Below are 19,093 nucleotides of genomic sequence, written 5' to 3' on the forward strand. Positions count from 1 at the left end.
GACCGCCCGGGCGCTGTGCCCGGGCGGTCCTCGCGGTGCGCCGCGCTACGCGACGGCGAAGACGAGCGCCGCGATGGCGAAGCCCATGACGCCGATGGCGGTCTCCATGACCGTCCAGGTGCGGAGCGTCGTCTTGACGTCCATGTCGAAGAACCGGCCGACCAGCCAGAACCCGGAGTCGTTCACATGACTGAGGACCACGGAGCCCGCCGCCACGGACACGACCACCGCGGCGAGCTCGATCGCGTTGAAGCCGCCCGCCTCCACCGCAGGGGCGATGAGCCCGGCGGCAGTGGTGAGCGCGACGGTCGCGGAGCCCTGCGCGACGCGCAGGATCGCCGCGATGAGGAACCCGGCCACGATCACCGGCAGCCCCAGGTCGCCGAGCACGTCGGCGAGCGCGTCGCCGATGCCGGTCGCGCGCAGCACGCCTCCGAACATGCCGCCGGCCCCGGTGATGAGGATGACCGAGCAGACCGGGCCGAGCGCGGAGTCGAGCGTCTTCTCCAGCGCCGTCCCGGAGATGCCGCGTCGCCGGCCCAGCACCCAGGACGCGACGAGCACCGTGATGAGCAGCGCGACGGGCGTCGCGCCGATGGCGCGCAGGGCCTGCACGGCGGGGTTCTCCGGGTCGACGGAGCCGGCGGCGCGCAGCGCGTCGAGCCCGGTGTTGGCGAAGATCAGCACGAGCGGGAGCAGGAGGATCGCGACGACGGTGCCGAACTTCGGCGGGTTCTCGAGCTGGCCCTCGTCGGCCTCGCCCAGGATCGTGGGGATGGGTAGCTCGATGCGGCGCCCGACGTAGCGCCCGAACAGGTAGCTCGTGACGTACCAGGTGGGGATCGCGACGACGAGCCCGAGGAGGATGACGATGCCGACGTTCGCGCCGAGGAACTCCGTCGCGGCGACGGGGCCGGGGTGCGGCGGCACGTAGATGTGCATGACGGAGAAGGCACCCGCCACGGGCAGGCCGTAGAGCAGGAGGGAGCCGCCCAGACGGCGGCCCACGGAGAACACGATGGGCAGCATGACGACGAGGCCGGCGTCGAAGAAGATCGGGAAGCCGAAGATGAGCGACGCGAGGCCGAGCGCGAACGGCGCGCGCTTCTCGCCGAACTTCCCGATGAGGAAGTCGGCCATGACCTTCGCGCCGCCGCTCGTCTCGACGAGCCTGCCCAGCATCGCGCCCAGCCCGACGAGCAGGGCGACGGTCGCGAGCGTCGTGCCGAACCCGGCCGTGAGCACCTCGACGATCGAGCCCGTGGGGATGCCCGCCACGACCGCGGTGAGCAGGCTGACGAGCACGAGGGCGAGGAACGCGTGCAGCTTGAGCTTGATGATGAGGAACAGCAGGAGCGCGATCGCGCCCGCGGCGATCGCGAGCAGCGGTCCGGCGGTCAGGGTCTGTGTCCAGTCCTCAGGGGGCATGGGTGTGTCTCCGTCGACGGTCGTGGTCGGTGTTCGGGTCGGGGCGCGTTCAGCGGGCGCCGGGCGCGCTGCTCAGCCGCGTGCGCGTGAGGATCTCGTCCACGATCTGCTCGGGCGTGGAGGCGACGTCGAGCGTGAAGCCGGGCTCGTCGTCGTCCAGGGGCTCGAGCGTCGCGAGCTGCGAGGGCAGGAGCGAGGTGGGCATGAAGTGCCCGCTGCGGTGCGCCATGCGCTCGGCCAGGAGCTCGGGGCTGCCGTCGAGGTGGACGAAGCACACGCGTCCGCGCGCGGTGCGCAGCAGGTCGCGGTAGGAGCGCTTGAGCGCGGAGCAGGTCACGACGCCGGAGCGTCCGGCCTCCGCCTCGCCGCTCAGCCAGTCGCGGATCGCCTCGAGCCACGGCCAGCGGTCCTCGTCGGTGAGCGGCGTCCCGGCGCTCATCTTGGCGATGTTGGCCTCGGGGTGGAACTGGTCGGCCTCGGCGTACTCGGTGCCGAGGTGCTGCGCGAGCAGCGTCGCGACGGTGGTCTTGCCCGAGCCGGCGACGCCCATCACGACGAGGTGCTGGGGCAGGTGTCCGGCATCGTCGGGCCGGTCGGTGGTGCTGACGTCCGTGTCCATGTGTCGACTTCCGTGTCGGGCGGGGCGTCCGGGGTGGGTCGGCCCCGTGCCGGCCGCTCCCCGGGCGGCGACCGTCGTGGTCGCCGCTGGCCTCCACTGTGGGCTATTGGTAGCACCTTTGGCAAGTGATTGATAGCACCATTCGTCGCCACTAGGCTGCGAGGCATGGCGACGACGGTCCTGCACACCACCGTGCTCGACTCCCTGGGTCGTCGCATCACCAGCGGCGACGTCCCGGCGGGCACGCCGCTCACGCTCGAGTCGATCGGGTCGGAGTTCGGCGTCTCGCGCACCGTCGCGCGCGAGGTCATGCGGCTCCTCGAGGGGCTCGGCCTCGTGCGGTCCAGGCGGCGCGTCGGGCTCGTGGTGCTCGGCATCGAGGAGTGGAACGTCCTCGACCCGCGCGTCATCCGGTGGCGCCTCGAGGGCCCGGGTCGTGACCCGCAGCTCCGCACGCTCACCGAGCTGCGGCACGCCGTCGAGCCGCTCGCCGCCGCGGGAGCGGCGGTGCACGCGACCGACGACGAGCGCGCCGAGCTCGTCGCGGCGGCCACGCGCATGCGGATGCTCGGCGAGGCGGGCGACCTCGAGGAGTTCCTCGCGCTCGACGTGCGCTTCCACGAGCTCCTGCTCCGCGCGAGCGGCAACGAGATGTTCGGCGCGCTCGCCGGCGTCGTCGCCGCGGTGCTCAGCGGACGCACGCACCTCGGCCTCATGCCTGCGTCCCCGGTCCCCGAGGCGCTGGACCAGCACGAGGCCGTCGCGCGCGCCGTCGCGGACGGCGACGCGCGCGCCGCCGAGGCGGCGATGGCGGCGATCGTCGGCGAGGTCCGCGCCGCGCTCGGCGGGGTCGACCGCCCCTAGTCTGCCCGCGCGCCCGTTCCTCGACGGGGACTCAGCGGGGGTGGACGCGGACCTCGGCCGCCTTGACCACGAACCAGACCCGCTCGCCCGGGGTCAGGCGCAGCTCGGCGACGGCGCGCGGCGTGAGGTCCGCGGCGAGGTGCGGGGCGTCGTGCCCGACGGCGGTCGCAGCCCCCGCGGCCAGGTCGCCCGGGCTCTCGCCGGCCACGCGGCCCCACACGCGCAGGAGCGGCCCGTGCGGCTCGACGCTCGTCACGACGACCCGGTACGCGTTGCGGGGGCTGCCCTCCGGCGTCGCCCGGTGGACCGCGACCGTGCGCGGCTCGAACACCGCGACGGCCCCGTCCCCGACGGCGAGCCGCTCGCCCGTCGTCCCGCGCACCCGGACCTCCGTGTCGTCGACGGTGAGCGTCGCCTCGCGTGCGGGAGCCTCCTCGTCCGGCCCCGCCTCGGTCGGGACCAGAGCAGCGTCCGCCCCGCCGGAGCCCGGCCCGCCCGGCTCCGTCCCGAGGCCCCCCACCGTGCCGGGCTCCGGCACGGCGACGTGCACGACGCTCCCCGCGAGCAGGTTGACGCCCGCGAGCCGGGCCGCGAACCGGGACCGGGGTCGGGTGAGCACCTGGTCCACGGGCCCGTCCTCGACGACGCGACCCGCGTCCAGCACGACGACGCGGTCCGCCAGCAGCAGCACGTCGAGCAGGTCGTGGGTCACGAGGAGCGTCGTCCGGGGGTGCTCGCGCTGCGCGTGGTGCAGCACCGACCGCACGTGCTGCGCCACGCTGACGTCGAGCGAGGCGAGCGGCTCGTCGAGCAGGAGCACGCGGGGGCCGGTGACGAGCGCCCGGGCGATCGCGACGCGCTGCGCCTGCCCGCCGGAGAGGTCGGTCGAGCGCCGGGTCGCGAGGTCGGCGGCGCCGACGCGCCCGAGCGCGGCCCAGGCCTCGCGCCGGGCGCGGGCGCGCGGCACGCCCCGCGCCCGGAGGCCGAACGCGACGTTGTCCTCGACCGACAGGTTCTCGAACAGCAGCGGCCGCTGGCTCAGCCACGCGAGCCGGCGGCGTCGCGGCGCGACCCGCGTGACGTCGTCGTCCCCGACGGCGACCCGGGCGTCGTGCGCGTCGCCGGGCGGGAGGAGGCCCGCGACGACCTGCACGAGCGTCGACTTGCCCGCGCCGTTCGCGCCGAGCACCGCGACGACCTCGCCCGGCGTGAGGGTGAGGTCGACGTCGAGTCCGCGCTCCGGCACGACGGCGCGCACGGCGAGCGCCGCGGGGGCTTCGCCGCGCGGGGCAGGCGCCGCGCCGGGTACCGGAGCACTCCGGGGCGAGACGTCCTCCCGGACGGCCTGGCCGCCGTCGGGCAGGGTGCCCGCCGCGCGGACGCCCCGGGCCCCTCGCCGCGGGCCGGTCCGGGCGTCCGGGCCGCCGAGCACGCGCGGGCCGTGCACGGCCGCGGTGATGAGCACCGCGACCACGACGAGCACGAACGACAGCGCGACGGCGGCGTCCGGGTCGGCGCTGCGCTGGAGGTAGATCTCGAGCGGCAGGGTCTGCGTGACGCCCTGGAGCGCGCCCGCGAAGGTGATGGTCGCGCCGAACTCGCCGAGCGCCCGCGCGAACGCGAGCACCGCGCCCGACAGCAGCCCCGGCAGGACGCGGGGGAGCGTGACGCGGCGCAGCACCGTGGTCGGCCCGGCGCCGAGCGTCGCGGCGACGTCCTCGAGGCGCGTGTCCTGCGTGCGCAGCGCGCCCTCGAGGCTCAGGACGAGGAACGGCAGCGCCACGAACGTCTGGGCCAGGACGACCGCCGTCGTGGTGAACGCGATCTCGATCCCCAGCACCTCGAGGTGCTGGCCGATCAGCCCGCGGCGCCCGAACGTGTGGAGCAGCGCGATGCCGCCGACCACGGGCGGCAGGACGAGCGGCAGCAGCACGAGGGCGCGCGCGACGCGCTGCCCGGGGAACGTGGTGCGCGCGAGGACGAGCGCCATGGGCGTGCCGAGCAGCACGCAGCACAGCGTCGCGACGAGCGCGGTGCGCAGGGACAGCCCGAGCGCGTCGACCGCCGCGGGGGACGTCACCAGCGCCCAGAAGCCGCCGGTCCCGTCCGGACCCGGCGCCAGCTCGACGCGCGCGACCATCGCCGCCACGGGGACGACGACGAACAGCGCGCCGAGCAGCGCCGGGACGAGGACCCAGCGGGGGAGCCCGCGCATCAGGACCTGCGGGCCGGTGCGGACGTCACGGCGTCGCCGCGTCGGGGGCGCCGAAGCCCGCTGCCGCGAGCGCGGCCTGCCCGGCGTCGCCGGTCACGAGGTCGACCCAGGCCTGCGCGAGCGCGGCCTGCTCCGGGCCCGACCCCTCGGCGGCCGCGACGAGCGCGATCGGGTAGACGTTGAGCGCGGCGTCGGTCTCGGGCACGTCGACCACGTCGACGGCGTCGCCCGCGAGGGTCGCGTCCGTGACGTACACGAGACCGGCGTCGGCCTCGCCCGACGTCACCTTGGCGAGCACGTCCGTGACGTTCGCCTCCTCGCTCACGCGGTGGACGGTGACGCCCGCGGCCTCGGCGACCGTGTCCGTCGCACCGCCGCACGGGACCTCCGGAGCGCACACCACCACCTTGACGTCGTCGCGCGCGAGGTCGGCGAACGTCTCGACGCCGGCGGGGTTGCCGGGCGGGGTGACGATCGTCAGGGAGTTCGTCGCGAACGTGACGGGGTCGGACGCGTCTCCCGCGTCGACGACCCGGGTCATGTTCCGCTCGTCCGCCGACGCGAAGACGTCGGCCGGTGCCCCGGCGAGGATCTGGTCGCCCAGGTCGGCGGACCCGGCGAACGACAGCGCCACGGTGACGCCGTCGCGCTCGGCCTCGAAGTCGGCCGCGAGGTCCGTGAACACGTCGCGCAGCGACGCCGCGGCGAGGACCGTGAGCGTGCGCTCCTCGACCGGGGCGCCCGCGGCGTCCGGAGCATCGTCCGACGGCGAGGCGCCGTCTCCCGCGCCCGCGCCGCACGCGGCGAGCGCGGCGACGAGCGTCACTGCCCCGAACGCCGCGAGGGCGCCTCGGGCCGGGCGGCGCGAGGCAGTCGTGCGGGTGCTCGTGCGGGTGCGTGCGGACGCGCTCACGCGGTTCCTCCCGGGGTCTCGACGATGACGGTCGTCGCCTTGACGACCGCGACGGCCAGGCTTCCGGGCTCGAGGCGCAGCTCGCGCACGGCCTCGGTGCTCATGAGCGAGACCACGCGCTGGCCGCCGCAGAGCATCTCGACCTGGGACATGACCGTGTCGCTCACGACGTCCGTCACGATCCCCACGAACCGGTTGCGCGCCGAGCGCGCGACGCCCGAGGGGTCGGGCGTCGGGTGCGACTGCGCGACGGCGAAGCGCGCCAGCTCCGCGCCGTCCACGACCTTGCGCCCGGCATCGTCGACGCTCGCGGCGAGGTCGCCGGCGTCGACCCAGCGGCGGACGGTGTCATCGCTCACCCCGAGCAGGCCCGCGGCCTCACGGATCCGAAAGTGCGGCATAAAATGGAGGATAGACGCGCAGCTGCGGACTGTCATGCCGCTTGGCCGTGACAGACCCGAGCGGAGGTCGCGCGCAGTCCCCTCGCGCCCTGCTCCGTGACGGCAGCGACCCACCGACGAGGGGATCGCCCTGTCGACGAGGGACGGGACTCGCCAGGGTGACGCATGGCCTCCCGACGACGTGGTCGTCCGTCCTCCGCCTCCGCGCGCCGCCGCCGGGCTCGCGCCGTTCTCGCCCTGGCCGCGGTCGACGAGGCCCTCGCGTCCCTCGACTCCTGACCTCGCGTGCTCCGGCCGACCGGCCAGGGCGACGGCTGCGTCACGGCGTGAGCGATGCGTCCACGGACGCAGCGCTCGACCACGGACGCAGCGCTCGACCACGGACGCAGCGCTCGACCACGGACGCAGCGCTCGACCACGGACGCAGCGCTCGATCACGGACGCAGCGCTCGGTGGTATGGCACGCTCGGGGCGTGATCGAGACGACGACCCGGGACGACGTGCGCGTCGCCGTCGAGGACCCGGCGGCCGGGGACGTGCTGGCGCTGCTGCAGGAGCACCTGGACGACATGTACGCGACGTCGCCGGCCGAGAGCGTGCACGCGCTCGACGTCGAGCGGCTGCGCGCGCCCGACATCACGTTCGTGACCGCGCGTGGCGCGGACGACGGCCTCCTGGGGTGCGGCGCGCTCAAGCAGCACGACGTGACGCTGGGCGAGCTCAAGTCCATGCGCACGACGGCGGCGGCGCGGGGCCGGGGTGTCGCCGCCACGGTCCTCGCGCACCTGCTCGACGTCGCGCGCGACCGCGGCCTCGACCGCGTGAGCCTGGAGACGGGTACGGAGGACTACTTCGCGCCCGCGCGTCGGCTCTACGCGCGCCACGGGTTCGTGCCGTGCGCCCCGTTCGCCGACTACACGGACGACCCGAACAGCACGTACCTGACGCTCGCGCTCGCCTGACGCAGCCGCCTCGCGCCGAGGGAGACCTCCGGTCGTGAGAGAGAGCTCGCCGCGATCGACGTCGCGACCGGGGGCTCTACCTCACGACGGCGCGGTCGCCGCCCCCGACAGACAGGACCCCGTGACCGGTACCGGTCACGGGGTCCTGTGCGTCGGGTCAGGGAAGGCGTGGGAGCGCCGAGGTGTCATGCGTCGAGCTTCAGGCGAGCCCCGAGGGCGACGGCGGCGACGACGGCTGCTCCGGCGACGAGGACGACGTCCTTGAGCACGTACTGGCCCAGGAGGGTCATGCCGTGGCCGAAGAGCTCGTCGGCGAACAGGACGATCGGCGACAGGATGCCGGCCATCGCGACGGCGAGGGCGAGCAGCCCGACCCGCAGGAGGCGGCCGGTGAGGAGGGTCAGCCCGATGAACGTCTCCAGGACGGCGGTGAAGATCACGGCCGCGGTCCCACCGACGAGACCGAGCGTGAGCGTCTCGACGGTCCGTGCCGCGATCGACTCCGCCGGGCTCGCGCCGGGGAAGAACTTGAGGACGCCGAACCCGAGGAACACGAGGCCGAGGGCGACGCGCAGCGCGGGGACGGACCAGCGGGTGAGGAACCGCGCGGTGGCGGCGACGGCCGTGTCGACGCGACCGGTCAGGCGCTCGGTCAGGACGGCGACGCGGCGCGGGGCAGGGGGCGTGGTCGACGACGCGGACGGGCGGACGGCGCGGGGACGGCCGACGGTCGTCGGGGCGGTGGTGGACATGCTCGAACCTCTTCCGGGTGACGGTCACGGTCGGGGTGACCGCCCCTGGAAGGAGGGGGTGTCGGGGCGTTCCGTGGTCGCCGCGGCGCCCATTTCACCCGGTGGCGCCCCGTGCGTGCTGGGGGCGCCAGGGTGATTTCCGGCCGCTGACCTGGTACTCCGCGGACGCGCTGGGGCCGCCCGGGATCATCGCCCGCGCGGGCGCTCCGAGGGGTCCCAGCCGGGCCGCGGGGCGCGCGCGGCGACCGACGCCTCGCGCGACCGGTACACGACGTACGGGCGGAACAGGTAGGGCGCCGGGGCGGAGAACGCGTGCACGAGCCGCGTGAACGGCCAGAGGATGAACAGCAGGTTGGCGGCGACGATGTGGAGCTGGAACGCCGCGGGCACGCCCTCCATGAGCGCAGGCTGCGGCTGGAGGTACCAGAGCGAGCGGAACCAGGGGGAGATCGTCTCCCGGTAGTCGTACCCGTGGCCGCCGGCGAGGAGCTGCGTCTGCACGGTCGCCCACGACCCGAGCAGGATCGACGCCGCGAGGAACACGTACATGGTCTTGTCCATGCGCGTCGTCGCGCGGAAGACGGGACCCGTGGTGCGGCGTCGGTAGATGAGGATGAGCAGCCCGGCCACGAGCGCGACCGCCGCGATCGACCCCATGTACGTGGCGACGAAGTGGTAGGCGACCTCCTTGATGCCCACCGCCTCCGTCCACGACTTGGGGATGACGAGCCCCATGAGGTGCCCGAGGATCACGAACAGCAGACCGAAGTGGAACAGCGGCGAGCCGAGCCGCAGCAGCCGCTTCTCGTAGAGCTCGCTCGACCGCGTGGTCCAGCCGAACTTGTCGTACCGGTACCGCCAGATCGACCCCACGACGAACACCGCGAACGTCACGTACGGGAACACGACCCACAGCAGGATCTCGCCCGTGCTCACCCCGCTCATCGCACCGCACCTCCGGTTCGGTCGGCCCCGGTGCCGTACGGCTCCAGCGCGAACGGCTCCATCCCCACGAGCTCGGCGGGGGGCCCCGCCGTCACGAGCTCGACGTACCGCTGCTGTGTGCGCTCGTCGAGCGGCGGCAGCGTGAGGCACACCGCCTCGACGAGGCCCGTCCACGGGCTCGCCATGCTCTCGAGCGCGGTCCGCAGCACCTCGATCCCGTCGCGGTGCGAGGCGAGCAGGCCCGCCGCGATCGTCGCGTCGTCGCCCTCGGTGCGCGCCGAGAACTCGAGCACGGTGGGCAGGTAGTCGGGCAGCTCCGAGCCCGTGACCTCCCAGCCCGCGGCCCGGTACGCCTCGACGAACGCCACGAGCGCCGTCCCGCGCCGTCGCGTGTCGCCCGCGGCGTAGTACGACAGGTACATCGAGCACTTGCGCTTGAGGTCGAACGTCGCGACGTAGCGGGCCTGGAGCTCGCGCAGGCCCTGGGCGTCCGCGGACGCCGCCAGCACGTCGCAGAACGCGTCGAGGCGCTCGCGGACGGGTGCGGGCAGCCCCGGCGTCGATGCCCGGACGGCGACGGTCGCGTCGAGCACGTCCGCGTCGGGGTAGGCGAGCAGCACGGACGCGGCCATGTGGGTCGTGCGGCGCTGGGTGCCCGACGCCGCGACCGGGGCCAGGTGCTCGGGCTGCGGCCCGCGCGGTCGCGCCCCGGGCCGCAGCGCGGGGGTCGGGAGCAGCGATCGCGTCCTCATCGGGTGCCCCCGTCGGGCTCGACGCCGGGACCGCTCCCGGGCGCCGGTCCGGTCGCCGGTCCGTTCGCCGACCCACCGGCCGCCGACGGGCCGGGGATCGTGTCGTGGCGCGCGTCCTGCCGACCCCCGGGCAACGAGCCGGGGCCCCCGGGTGCGACGCCGCCCGGTGCGCCGGACACGTCGCCGGGTTCCGGCCCCTCGCCCGGCGGGAAGAGCCCGGGTGGGCGGCCGTTGCCGTCCCAGTTGAGGAGGTTCACGCGCCCCGGTGTCGAGGGCCCGTACGGGGAGTCCGCCGTCTGGCGGGCCTGGAGGACGTGGAAGTTCTCGACCGCGACGGGCACCGGGCTCCCCGACGTCTCGCCGAACGGCCCGCCGCCGGTCAGGCCCATGCCGCCCATGCCGGGGCCGCCGTCGTAGTCGAGGGAGCAGGACAGCTCGTCGAGCTCGCGGGCGATCTCGGTGTGGGCGGTGGGGATGACGTACCGGTCCTCGTACTTCGCGATGGCCAGGAGGCGGTACATCTCCTGGACCTGGGTGCCGGTCATGCCGACCGCGGCCGCGGTCTGTTCGTCGGGGTCTCGGCCGAGGTTGATGTCGCGCATGTAGGAGCGCATGGCGGCCAGGCGGCGTAGGACCTTCTCGACGGGGGCGGTGTCGCCGGCGGTGAACAGCCCCGCGAGGTATTCCAGCGGGATGCGCATCTTGGAGATGGCGGCGAACAGGGTGCGTCCGTCCTCGCCGTCGTTGCCGGAGGCGGCCACGACGTCCACGACGGGGGACAGGGGTGGGATGTACCAGACCATGGGCAGGGTGCGGTACTCGGGGTGCAGAGGGAGGGCGACCTCGTACCTGCTGATGAGGTCCCAGATCGGGGAGCGTTGGGCGGCGGTGATCCAGTCCTCGGGGATGCCCTCTTGTCGTGCGGCGGCGATGACCTGGGGGTCGTTCGGGTCGAGGAAGACGGCGCGCTGGGAGGCCAGGAGCTCGTGCTCGTCCTCCACCGACGCGGCCTGGGTGACCTTGTCGGCGTCGTACAGGACCAGGCCGAGGTAGCGCAGGCGCCCGACGCAGGTCTCGGAGCACACGGTGGGCAGGCCGACCTCGATGCGGGGGTAGCACAGGGTGCACTTCTCGGCCTTGCCGGTCTTGTGGTTGAAGTAGACCTTCTTGTAGGGGCAGCCGGTGACGCACATGCGCCAACCCCGGCACTGGTCCTGGTCGACGAGCACGATGCCGTCCTCGGCCCGTTTGTACATGGCTCCGGAGGGGCAGGACGCGACGCAGGCGGGGTTGAGGCAGTGCTCGCAGATGCGGGGCAGGTAGAACATGAACGTCTTGTCGAGCTCGGTCGCGACGTGCTCGGACATGTGCGCCAGGATCGGGTCGTCGGCCATGGTGGCGGTGGAGCCGGCGAGGTCGTCGTCCCAGTTCGCCGACCAGGAGATGTTCATGTCCTTGCCCGTCAGCAGGGACTTGGGCCGCGCGACCGGGGTGTGGGCGCCCTGAGGGGCCGAGAGCAGCATGTCGTACTCATACGTCCACGGTTCGTAGTAGTCGTGGATGGAGGGCAGCACGGGGTTGGAGAAGATCGTGGCGAGCTTCTTCAGCCGCCCCCCGGCGCGGAGCTTGAGCTTGCCCTTCTTGGTCCGCACCCACCCGCCCTGCCAGCGGTCCTGGTCCTGGTAGGTGCGGGGGTAGCCCAGTCCGGGGCGGGTCTCGACGTTGTTGAACCACACGTACTCGACCCCGGTGCGGTTGGTCCAGGCCTGCTTGCACGTGACCGAGCACGTGTGACACCCGATGCACTTGTCCAGGTTCATCACCATCGACATCTGCGCCATCACCCGCACGACGCCACCCCCTCCCGCGCCGACGACACCCTGCTCGCGGCGGGGCCTCGCGCTGTTCCGCACCTGGTCACGAGTGTCACGAGTGTCACGAGTGTCACGAGTACCGCACCTCCTGGCTGCGTCGGCGGATGACGGTCATCTCGTCGCGCTGGTTCCCCGTGGGCCCCAGGTAGTTGAACGCGTAGGAGAGCTGGGCGTAGCCGCCCGCGAGATGCGTCGGCTTGAGGAGGATGCGCGTGAGCGAGTTGTGGATGCCGCCGCGCAGCCCGGACGTCTCGGCGAGCGGGACGTCGATCGTGCGGTCCGTCGCGTGGTGCATGTAGACGGTGCCCTCCGGCATCCGGTGGCTGACCACCGCCCTCGCCACGACCACGCCGTTGCGGTTGTACGCCTCGATCCACTCGTTGTCGGCGACCCCGATCTTCGCGGCGTCGGCGGGCGACATCCAGACGTTCGGACCGCCCCTCGAGAGCGACAGCATGAAGAGGTTGTCCTGGTACTCGGAGTGGATCGACCACTTGTTGTGCGGCGTCAGGTACCGAACCGCGACCTCGGCGTGACCACCGGAGGCGGGGTAGCCCGACGGCGACGTGTCGCCCACGACCGGCGAGTCGCCGAACAGGCGGTGCATGTCCAGCGGTGGCCGGAAGATCGGCATGTGCTCGCCGAGCTCGATCATCCAGTCGTGGTCGAGGTAGAAGTGCTGGCGACCGGTCAGCGTGTGCCACGGCTTGAGCCGCTCCACGTTGACGACGAACGCCGAGTACCGGCGACCGCCGTGCTCGGAGCCGGACCACTCGGGAGACGTGATGACCGGCGTCGGCCGCGACTGCACGTCCGGGAACGTCACGCGCTTGCCCTGCTCGTCGAGCGCCAGGTCCGCGAGCCGGGTGCCCGTGCGCTGCTCGACGTGCTCGAACCCCTGCACCGCGAGCCGCCCGTTCGTCGTCCCCGAGAGCGCGAGGATCATCTCGCACGCGTGCGTGTCCCGGTCCAGGCGCGGGCGCCCCGCCGCCGGACCGTCCTGGACGAGCCCGTTGCGACGTCCGAGGTCGGCGACCTCGGGCGCGGGCGAGAAGTGCACGCCCTTGGTGACCATGCCCGCCTTCTCGGTGAGCGGGCCGAGCGAGGCCATGCGCGCGGCGAACGCGGGGTAGTCGCGCTCGACGACCACGAGCTTCGGCATCGTCACGCCCGGCACGAGCTCGCGCTCCGTCACCGGGAGCCCCGAGTCGGGAAGCGTGCCGTGCGGGACCGCCATCTCGTCCGGGGTGTCGTGCGCGAGGGGCGCCGCGACGAGGTCCTCGCGGACCCCGAGGTGCGTCACCGCGAGCTCGGACACCTTCCCCGCGAGCGTGTGGAAGATGTCGAAGTCCGTGCGCGTCTGCCACGGTGGGTTGATCGCCGGGTTGAACGAGTGCACGAACGGGTGCATGTCCGTGGACGACAGGTCGTGCTTCTCGTACCAGGTCGCGGCCGGCAGCACGACGTCGGAGAAGAGCGTCGTCGACGTCATGCGGAAGTCGAGCGTCACGAGCAGGTCGAGCTTGCCCTGCGGCGCCTCGTCCCGCCAGGTCATCGACCGCGGGCGGCGCTCGGGGCTCGACTCCGTGGCGTTGACCGCGGCGTCGGTCCCCAGCAGGTGCTTGAGGAAGTACTCGTTGCCCTTGCCCGACGACCCGAGGATGTTCGCGCGCCACACCGTCACGACGCGCGGGAAGTTCGCCGGGTCGTCCGGGTCCTCGCACGCGAACCGCAGGGTCCCGGCCTTGAGCTCGTCGACCACGTGCTGCGCGGGCTCCTTGCCCGCCGCGCGCGCCTCGTCCACCAGGTCGAGCGGGTTGCGGTCGAACGTGGGGAAGCTCGGCATCCAGCCGCGCTGCGCCGACTCGACGAGCGTGTCCGCCGTCGTGCGACCCGAGAACTGCCCCTGCGCGAGCGGCGACGCGAGCGCGTCCGCGGGCAGCCCGTCGTAGCGCCACTGGTCCGTCGCGAGGTACCAGAATGCGGTCCCGATCATCTGCCGCGGCGGGCGCGACCAGTCCAGGCCGCCCGCGTACTGCGCCCAGCCCGTGACGGGTCGGCACTTCTCCTGCCCCACGTAGTGCGCCCACCCCCCGCCGTTCACGCCCTGGCAGCCGGTGAGCGTCGTGAGCGCGAGCATCGCGCGGTAGATCGTGTCCGAGTGGAACCAGTGGTTGGTCCCCGCGCCCATGATGATCATCGAGCGGCCACCCGAGTCGAGGGCGTTCTGGGCGAACTCCCGCCCGATGCGCTCGGCCGCCGCGGCGGGCACCCCCGTGAAGCGCTCCTGCCACGCCGGGGTGGCGGGTGTCGCGTCGTCGTCGTAGCCCGCGGGCCACTCGCCGGGCAGCCCCAGCTCCGGCCGGTTCACGCCGTACTGCGCGAGCAGCAGGTCCAGCACCGTCGTGACGAGCCGTCCGCCGACGCGCCGGGCCGGGACCCCGCGCACGACGACGCCCGCACCACCGAGGTGCGCGCCCGCGTCGTCGCCCGGCGCCGGGTCGAGGTCGAACCGCGGCAGCGCGACGGCGACGGTCTCATAGGTGACGCCTGCCGAGGCAGAGCCCTGGTGCCGCGAGGGGTAACCCTGGCCTGCCGGGGCAGAACCGTGGTCGGCCGACGTCGGGCGCTCGGGGACGGTGTCGCGCGTGGGGGCGGCCTGCGGGGCGCCCCAGAAGACGCCGTGCGGGTCGGCGACCGAGAGCAGGGGGTCGATGTCGCCGAGGTCGAGGTTCCACCGGCCTGCGTCGGCCTCGCCGTAGCGGTGGCCGAGGCTGCCGCCCGGGACGCGCGGCGTGCCGTCGGCGTCGAGCACGACCGTCTTGAACCGGGCGTTCGAGGACGAGGCGTCGTCGTCGCCGAGTCGCCCGACGCCGTCGGGCAGGTCCGCCGCGGTGAGGAACTTCCCCGGGACGAACGTGACGCCGGGCCGGTCGTCGAGGTCCACGTCCCCGCCGCCGTGCTCGTCGAGGACGACGAGGTGGGGGAGGTCGGTGAAGCGCGCCGCGTACTCCGCGAACTGCGGGGTGCGGCGCTGCGCGTAGTGCTCGGTGAGGATGACGTGGCCCATGGCCTGGGCGAGGGCGCCGTCGGTGCCGGGGTGGGGGGCGAGCCACTCGTCGGCGAACTTGGTGTTGTCGGCGTAGTCGGGGGAGACGACGACGACCTTCTGGCCGCGGTAGCGGGCCTCGGTCATGAAGTGGGCGTCGGGGGTGCGGGTGACGGGGACGTTGGAGCCCCACATGATGCAGTAGGTGGAGTTCCACCAGTCGGCGGACTCGGGGACGTCGGTCTGGTCGCCGAACACCTGGGGCGAGGCGACCGGCAGGTCGGCGTACCAGTCGTAGAACGACAGCATCGTGCCGCCGAGCATCTGGACGAACCGGGCGCCGACGCCGTGGGACACCATCGACATCGCCGGGATGGGGGAGAACCCGGCGACGCGGTCGGGGCCGTAGGTCTTGATGGTGTGCACGTGGGCGGCGGCGACGATCTCGGCGGCCTCGTCCCAGGTGGCGCGCACGAGGCCGCCCTTGCCGCGCGCGGACTTGTAGGCGCGGGCCGCGTCGGGGTCGGAGGTGAGCATCTCCCAGGCGCGCACGGGGTCGCCCCCGACCGTGCTCTTCGCGCGCCGGTACAGGTCGAGCAGGGTGCCGCGGACGTAGGGGTAGCGCACGCGGGTGGGGGAGTAGGTGTACCAGGAGAACGCGGCGCCGCGGGGGCAGCCGCGGGGTTCGTACTCGGGGGAGTCGGGGCCGACGGAGGGGTAGTCGGTCTGCTGGGTCTCCCAGGTGATGATGCCGTCCTTGACGTAGACCTTCCAGGAGCAGGACCCGGTGCAGTTCACGCCGTGGGTGGAGCGTACGACCTTGTCGTGGGACCAGCGGTCGCGGTAGAACACGTCGCCCTGGCGTCCGCCGGTCAGGAACACCTGCCGCAGGTCGTCCGACACCTGCCCGCGCTTGAGGTGCTTCCCCAGCCTGAGCAGCGCGTCCTCGACGGGCCCGTCGGACGTCGTCGTCATGCGCTGCTCCCGTCGCCTGTCGTGGAGGGCTGCGCCGGACGCGCCCGCGAGGGCACGCGCACCGGCGACGCTGACGGCACGGACACGTACGACATGCGGGCCTCCTGGGGCGAGCAGGGACGGCGAGGGTCGGTCCACAGCCACTATGCCCAGAACGGGTGGATCGCGCGCGGCGAGGGAACCCGTCACGCGGACCGGACGGATCCGGTCCCGCGGCTCGCTACGGTGGCGCCATGAGCGCACCCACCGGACGGCCCGCGGACGCGACCGTCGCCGTCGTCACCGTGTCCGACCGCTGCTCGCGCGGCGAGGCGGAGGACCGCTCGGGGCCGCTGCTCGCGGGACTCCTCGGCGCGGCGGGCTGGGCCGTCGTCACGGACCTCGTGCCCGACGGCGTAACCTCCGTGCGCGACGCCGTCACCCGGGCCGCGGCCGGGGGAGCGCGCGTCGTGCTCACGACCGGGGGTACCGGCGTCGGGCCGCGCGACCTCACGCCCGAGGGGACGCGCGAGGTCCTGGTGCAGGAGGTCCCGGGCATCGCGGAGGAGCTGCGCCGGCGCGGCGCCGCGCACGTACCCGCGGCCGTGCTGTCGCGCGGGCTCGCGGGGATCGCGTCAGGCCCGGAGGGCCGGGTGCTCGTCGTGAACCTGCCCGGGTCGACGGGCGGCGTGCGCGACGGCTGGGCTGTCCTCGAACCGCTCCTCCCGCACGTCCTCGCCCAGCTGGACGGCGGCGACCACTGACGCGGGGCAGTCAGCCGCCCGCGAAGGGTGGGAGCACGTCGATCGTCTGGTCGGGGCCGACCGGGGTGCCGTCGCTCGACGCGCGCACGCCGCCGACCAGGAGGGAGCAGCGGGGGAGCACGTCCGCGAGCGCCGCGTGGCGCGCGACGAGCGCCGCGTGCAGCTCGCCGACCGAGCCCGCGTCGACGGTCTCGGTCTCGGTGCCGGCGGCGTCGCGCGCCCCGGCGAAGTAGCGGACGGTGGCCATCTGTCAGTCTTGCGTCTCAGCCTGCGCCGCGGTGCCGGGCAGCTCGGGTTCCGGCGTCCACGCGAGCGCGAGCTCGGCGGTGCGGTCGAGGACGTCCTGGACGGTGCGGCCCGAGCCGTCGTGCGCGGCCAGGCCGGCGACGTAGCCCGCGACGAACGTGGTGAGCGGTGCGGCGGGGCGCTCGATGCCGTGAGCGGCGTCGCGCGCGAGGTCGAGGAGCGCGCCGATGTCCACCACCTCGGGGTCGAGGTCGAGGTCGCTCGCCAGCGCGTCGACCCAGCGCTCGAGGTTCGTCATCGTGGCCTCCTGCTGTCGTCCGGGGTGTCGTCGGGCGCCGGTACCGCACCCGCGCCCAGGCGGCGGTCCTGCTCGCGGGCATCCTCCCACGTGTCGACGTCGTCGGTGGCGCCGCCGTCGTCGGGGACGGCGAGCGCGGGCAGCCCGGCGAGCAGGCGGCGCACCGACGCGCCGTGCACCGTGGGGAGCGCCGCGAGCGCGTCGGCGAGCGCCGCCCGCTCGTACAGCCCCACGAGCCACTGCTCGCGGCCGCCCCGCACCGCGTGCACCGCCACCTCGTCCGCCCGGCGGCGCGCCGCGGCGAGCAGCGCGGGCACCGCCTCCGCGGCCCGGGGGACGTCGCACGCGAGGACGAGCACCCAGGCCGCGGCGCCGTCGTCGGGCCCGGGCAGGGCCCCGAGCCCGGCCGCGATGCCGGCGACGGGACCGCCGAACGGCGGGTCCTCGCGCGTCAGGGTGTAGCGCGCGGGATCGGCGAGCTCGTCCGGCCCGACGACGACCGTCCGCCCCGCGCCGACGGTCGCCGCGAGCGCGTGCTCCAGCAGCGGCCGACCGCCGACGACGACGCCCGGCTTGGGCGTCCCCAGCCGCTCCGCCCGGCCCCCGGCCAGCACGACGGCGTCGAACGTGAACGCCGTGTCGGCGGGTCGGGGCTCCGTCACGGCTCGCGGTGCCAGTCGCCGGACCTGCCGCCGGTCTTGGCGACGAGGCGGACGTCCGTGAGCTCGACGGACTTGTCGAGCCCCTTGACCATGTCGACGACCGCGAGGCCCGCGACGGCGACGGCGGTGAGCGCCTCCATCTCGACGCCCGTGCGGTCGGCGGTGCGCACGGTCGCGGTGACGTCGACGCCGTGGACGCCCACGACGAGGTCGACGACGGCGCCGTGCACCCCGATGACGTGGGCGAGCGGCAGCAGCTCGGCCGTGCGCTTGGCGCCCGCGATGCCCGCGATCCGCGCGACGGCGAGCACGTCGCCCTTGGGGACCGTCCCGTCGCGCAGCGCGGCGACGGTCCCCGGGGAGCACCGCACGACCCCGGTCGCGGTCGCGGAGCGGACGGTGGGCTGCTTGGCGGTGACGTCGACCATGCGCGCGTGGCCGCGCTCGTCGAGGTGCGTGAAGTCGTGCGTGGAGCTCATGGCGCCACTCTCGCACGCGCGACCCGCTGCGCGGACGGGCCGGAGGACCCTCGCGTGCGCTCCCGTGCCCGAGCCGCGAGGATCGGTCCATGCGCAGCTCACTCCTCGACCACGCCGAGCGCTCCGTCGAGCCCGGCAGCTTCCAGCTCCAGAACGACCGCATGCTCAAGGTGGACCTCCGCGGCACGGGCGGGTTCTTCTTCGCCAAGCAGGGGTCGATGGTCGCCTACCAGGGCGACGTCGACTTCGCGTACGAGGGCAGCGGCGGCCTCGGCAAGATGTTCAAGAAGGCGTTCACGGGCGAGGGCATGTCCCTCATGAAGGTGTCCGGCAGCGGCGACGTCTTCCTCGCGCAGGAGGCGGACCAGGTGTTCGTGCTGCACCTGGAGGACGAGGGCGTGACCGTCAACGGCGCCAACGTGCTCGCGTTCGAGAGCTCGCTGACCTGGGACATCAACCGGGTCGAGGGCACGTCGATGCTCAGCGGCGGGCTGTTCAACACGACGTTCACCGGGACCGGCGCGCTCGCCGTGACGGCGTTCGGGACGCCCGTCGTGCTCGACGTCGACGTCCCGACGTACGTCGACATGCAGGCCGCCGTGCTGTGGTCGACGTCGCTGCAGTCCTCGATCCGCAAGACGGCGAAGCTCGCCGCGGCGATCGGGCGCGGGTCGGGCGAGGCGTACCAGCTCGCGCTCTCGGGGCAGGGGATCGTCGTCGTGCAGGCCTCGGAGGGTCACCCGCCGCCCGCGCAGAAGTGACCCCGGCGGTCAGTCCAGGAGCAGCACCCGGACGGCGTCGCCGGGCTCGACGGCCGTGACGTCGGCGTCGACGACGGCGAGCGCGTCGGCGTGCGCGAGCGCGCTGACGCGGTGCGAGCCGGAGCCCCGCGCCTCCGCGGGGGCCGACCCCCGGT

At 74.0% G+C, this 19,093-nt stretch carries 18 protein-coding genes and 1 pseudogene; 4 read left to right on the top strand and 15 right to left on the bottom strand.

From position 1 onward, the window contains the following. Positions 1-45: 45 nt before the first annotated feature. Positions 46-1,428 (bottom strand): GntP family permease, encoded by a 1,383-nt coding sequence (locus tag CCE02nite_RS07035; RefSeq protein ID WP_141388949.1) that lies wholly within the window; start codon positions 1,426-1,428, stop codon positions 46-48. Between the two features lie 49 nt (positions 1,429-1,477). Further along, complete coding sequence (locus tag CCE02nite_RS07040; protein ID WP_218027043.1) at positions 1,478-2,047, bottom strand: gluconokinase; 570 nt, start codon at positions 2,045-2,047, stop codon at positions 1,478-1,480. 165 nt (positions 2,048-2,212) lie between these two features. Between CCE02nite_RS07040 and CCE02nite_RS07045 the strand changes: the two genes are divergently transcribed. Further along, entirely contained in the window at positions 2,213-2,911 is a 699-nt protein-coding gene (locus tag CCE02nite_RS07045) for a FadR/GntR family transcriptional regulator (RefSeq protein ID WP_141388950.1), read from the top strand. A gap of 31 nt (positions 2,912-2,942) precedes the next feature. Here the strand turns inward: CCE02nite_RS07045 and CCE02nite_RS21275 are convergent, their stop codons facing one another. The 3 genes from CCE02nite_RS21275 to CCE02nite_RS07060 are packed head-to-tail and all read right to left on the bottom strand — an operon-like array spanning position 2,943 to position 6,440. Next, positions 2,943-5,126, bottom strand: a complete 2,184-nt coding sequence (locus tag CCE02nite_RS21275) for an ABC transporter permease (RefSeq protein WP_141388951.1) — start codon at positions 5,124-5,126, stop codon at positions 2,943-2,945. Positions 5,127-5,151: 25 nt separating this feature from the next. After that, entirely contained in the window at positions 5,152-6,039 is an 888-nt protein-coding gene (modA, locus tag CCE02nite_RS07055; RefSeq protein WP_255318691.1) for a molybdate ABC transporter substrate-binding protein, read from the bottom strand. Further along, positions 6,036-6,440 (bottom strand): TOBE domain-containing protein, encoded by a 405-nt coding sequence (locus tag CCE02nite_RS07060; RefSeq protein WP_141388952.1) that lies wholly within the window; start codon positions 6,438-6,440, stop codon positions 6,036-6,038. Before CCE02nite_RS07060 ends, modA begins: the two co-directional genes overlap by 4 nt. A 473-nt stretch (positions 6,441-6,913) precedes the next feature. On the opposite strand from CCE02nite_RS07060, the gene CCE02nite_RS07065 reads away from it, so the two are divergent. Continuing rightward, positions 6,914-7,402 (top strand): GNAT family N-acetyltransferase, encoded by a 489-nt coding sequence (locus tag CCE02nite_RS07065; RefSeq protein WP_255318692.1) that lies wholly within the window; start codon positions 6,914-6,916, stop codon positions 7,400-7,402. A gap of 185 nt (positions 7,403-7,587) precedes the next feature. Here CCE02nite_RS07065 and CCE02nite_RS07070 read toward each other — a convergent pair whose 3' ends face one another. From CCE02nite_RS07070 to CCE02nite_RS07090, 5 genes are all read right to left on the bottom strand, one after another. Continuing rightward, a complete protein-coding gene (locus CCE02nite_RS07070) occupies positions 7,588-8,154 on the bottom strand; it encodes a DoxX family membrane protein (RefSeq protein ID WP_141388953.1) in 567 nt (188 codons plus the stop codon). Between the two features lie 186 nt (positions 8,155-8,340). Continuing rightward, a complete protein-coding gene (gene narI / locus CCE02nite_RS07075) occupies positions 8,341-9,099 on the bottom strand; it encodes a respiratory nitrate reductase subunit gamma (RefSeq protein ID WP_141388954.1) in 759 nt (252 codons plus the stop codon). After that, positions 9,096-9,851 carry a nitrate reductase molybdenum cofactor assembly chaperone gene (narJ, locus tag CCE02nite_RS07080; protein WP_141388955.1) on the bottom strand — a complete coding sequence of 252 codons (756 nt, stop codon included), beginning with the start codon at positions 9,849-9,851 and terminating at the stop codon, positions 9,096-9,098. The genes narI and narJ overlap by 4 nt, the downstream gene beginning before the upstream one ends. Next, positions 9,848-11,701, bottom strand: coding sequence for a nitrate reductase subunit beta (narH, locus tag CCE02nite_RS07085; RefSeq protein ID WP_141388977.1), 1,854 nt, complete (start codon positions 11,699-11,701; stop codon positions 9,848-9,850). The genes narJ and narH overlap by 4 nt, the downstream gene beginning before the upstream one ends. A gap of 94 nt (positions 11,702-11,795) precedes the next feature. After that, entirely contained in the window at positions 11,796-15,749 is a 3,954-nt protein-coding gene (locus CCE02nite_RS07090; protein ID WP_255318693.1) for a nitrate reductase subunit alpha, read from the bottom strand. A gap of 233 nt (positions 15,750-15,982) precedes the next feature. Here CCE02nite_RS07090 and CCE02nite_RS07095 point away from each other — a divergent pair, with 233 nt between their 5' ends. After that, positions 15,983-16,492, top strand: a complete 510-nt coding sequence (locus CCE02nite_RS07095) for a MogA/MoaB family molybdenum cofactor biosynthesis protein (protein ID WP_141388956.1) — start codon at positions 15,983-15,985, stop codon at positions 16,490-16,492. A 10-nt stretch (positions 16,493-16,502) separates the two neighbouring features. On the opposite strand, the gene CCE02nite_RS07100 is transcribed toward CCE02nite_RS07095, so the two are convergent. Genes CCE02nite_RS07100 through moaC form a run of 4 tightly spaced genes read right to left on the bottom strand, consistent with a single transcriptional unit; the run spans position 16,503 to position 18,177 of the window. After that, positions 16,503-16,739, bottom strand: a complete 237-nt coding sequence (locus CCE02nite_RS07100) for a MoaD/ThiS family protein (protein WP_141388957.1) — start codon at positions 16,737-16,739, stop codon at positions 16,503-16,505. Positions 16,740-16,742: 3 nt separating this feature from the next. Next, positions 16,743-17,036 carry a DUF6457 domain-containing protein gene (locus tag CCE02nite_RS07105; protein WP_141388958.1) on the bottom strand — a complete coding sequence of 98 codons (294 nt, stop codon included), beginning with the start codon at positions 17,034-17,036 and terminating at the stop codon, positions 16,743-16,745. Beyond that, positions 17,033-17,698, bottom strand: a complete 666-nt coding sequence (gene mobA / locus CCE02nite_RS07110; protein WP_255318694.1) for a molybdenum cofactor guanylyltransferase — start codon at positions 17,696-17,698, stop codon at positions 17,033-17,035. Before mobA ends, CCE02nite_RS07105 begins: the two co-directional genes overlap by 4 nt. After that, the gene (gene moaC / locus CCE02nite_RS07115) at positions 17,695-18,177 is read right to left on the bottom strand and encodes a cyclic pyranopterin monophosphate synthase MoaC (RefSeq protein ID WP_141388959.1); all 483 of its coding nucleotides are present in this window, start codon (positions 18,175-18,177) and stop codon (positions 17,695-17,697) included. Before moaC ends, mobA begins: the two co-directional genes overlap by 4 nt. Positions 18,178-18,266: 89 nt before the next feature. Between moaC and CCE02nite_RS07120 the strand changes: the two genes are divergently transcribed. After that, complete coding sequence (locus CCE02nite_RS07120; RefSeq protein WP_141388960.1) at positions 18,267-18,938, top strand: AIM24 family protein; 672 nt, start codon at positions 18,267-18,269, stop codon at positions 18,936-18,938. 9 nt (positions 18,939-18,947) lie between these two features. Here CCE02nite_RS07120 and CCE02nite_RS07125 read toward each other — a convergent pair. After that, positions 18,948-19,093 (bottom strand): annotated as a pseudogene (locus tag CCE02nite_RS07125) (gephyrin-like molybdotransferase Glp); the annotation flags it as partial.

It is taken from the genome of Cellulosimicrobium cellulans, from assembly GCF_006539945.1.
GTDB classification, from domain to species: Bacteria; Actinomycetota; Actinomycetes; order Actinomycetales; family Cellulomonadaceae; genus Cellulosimicrobium; species Cellulosimicrobium cellulans.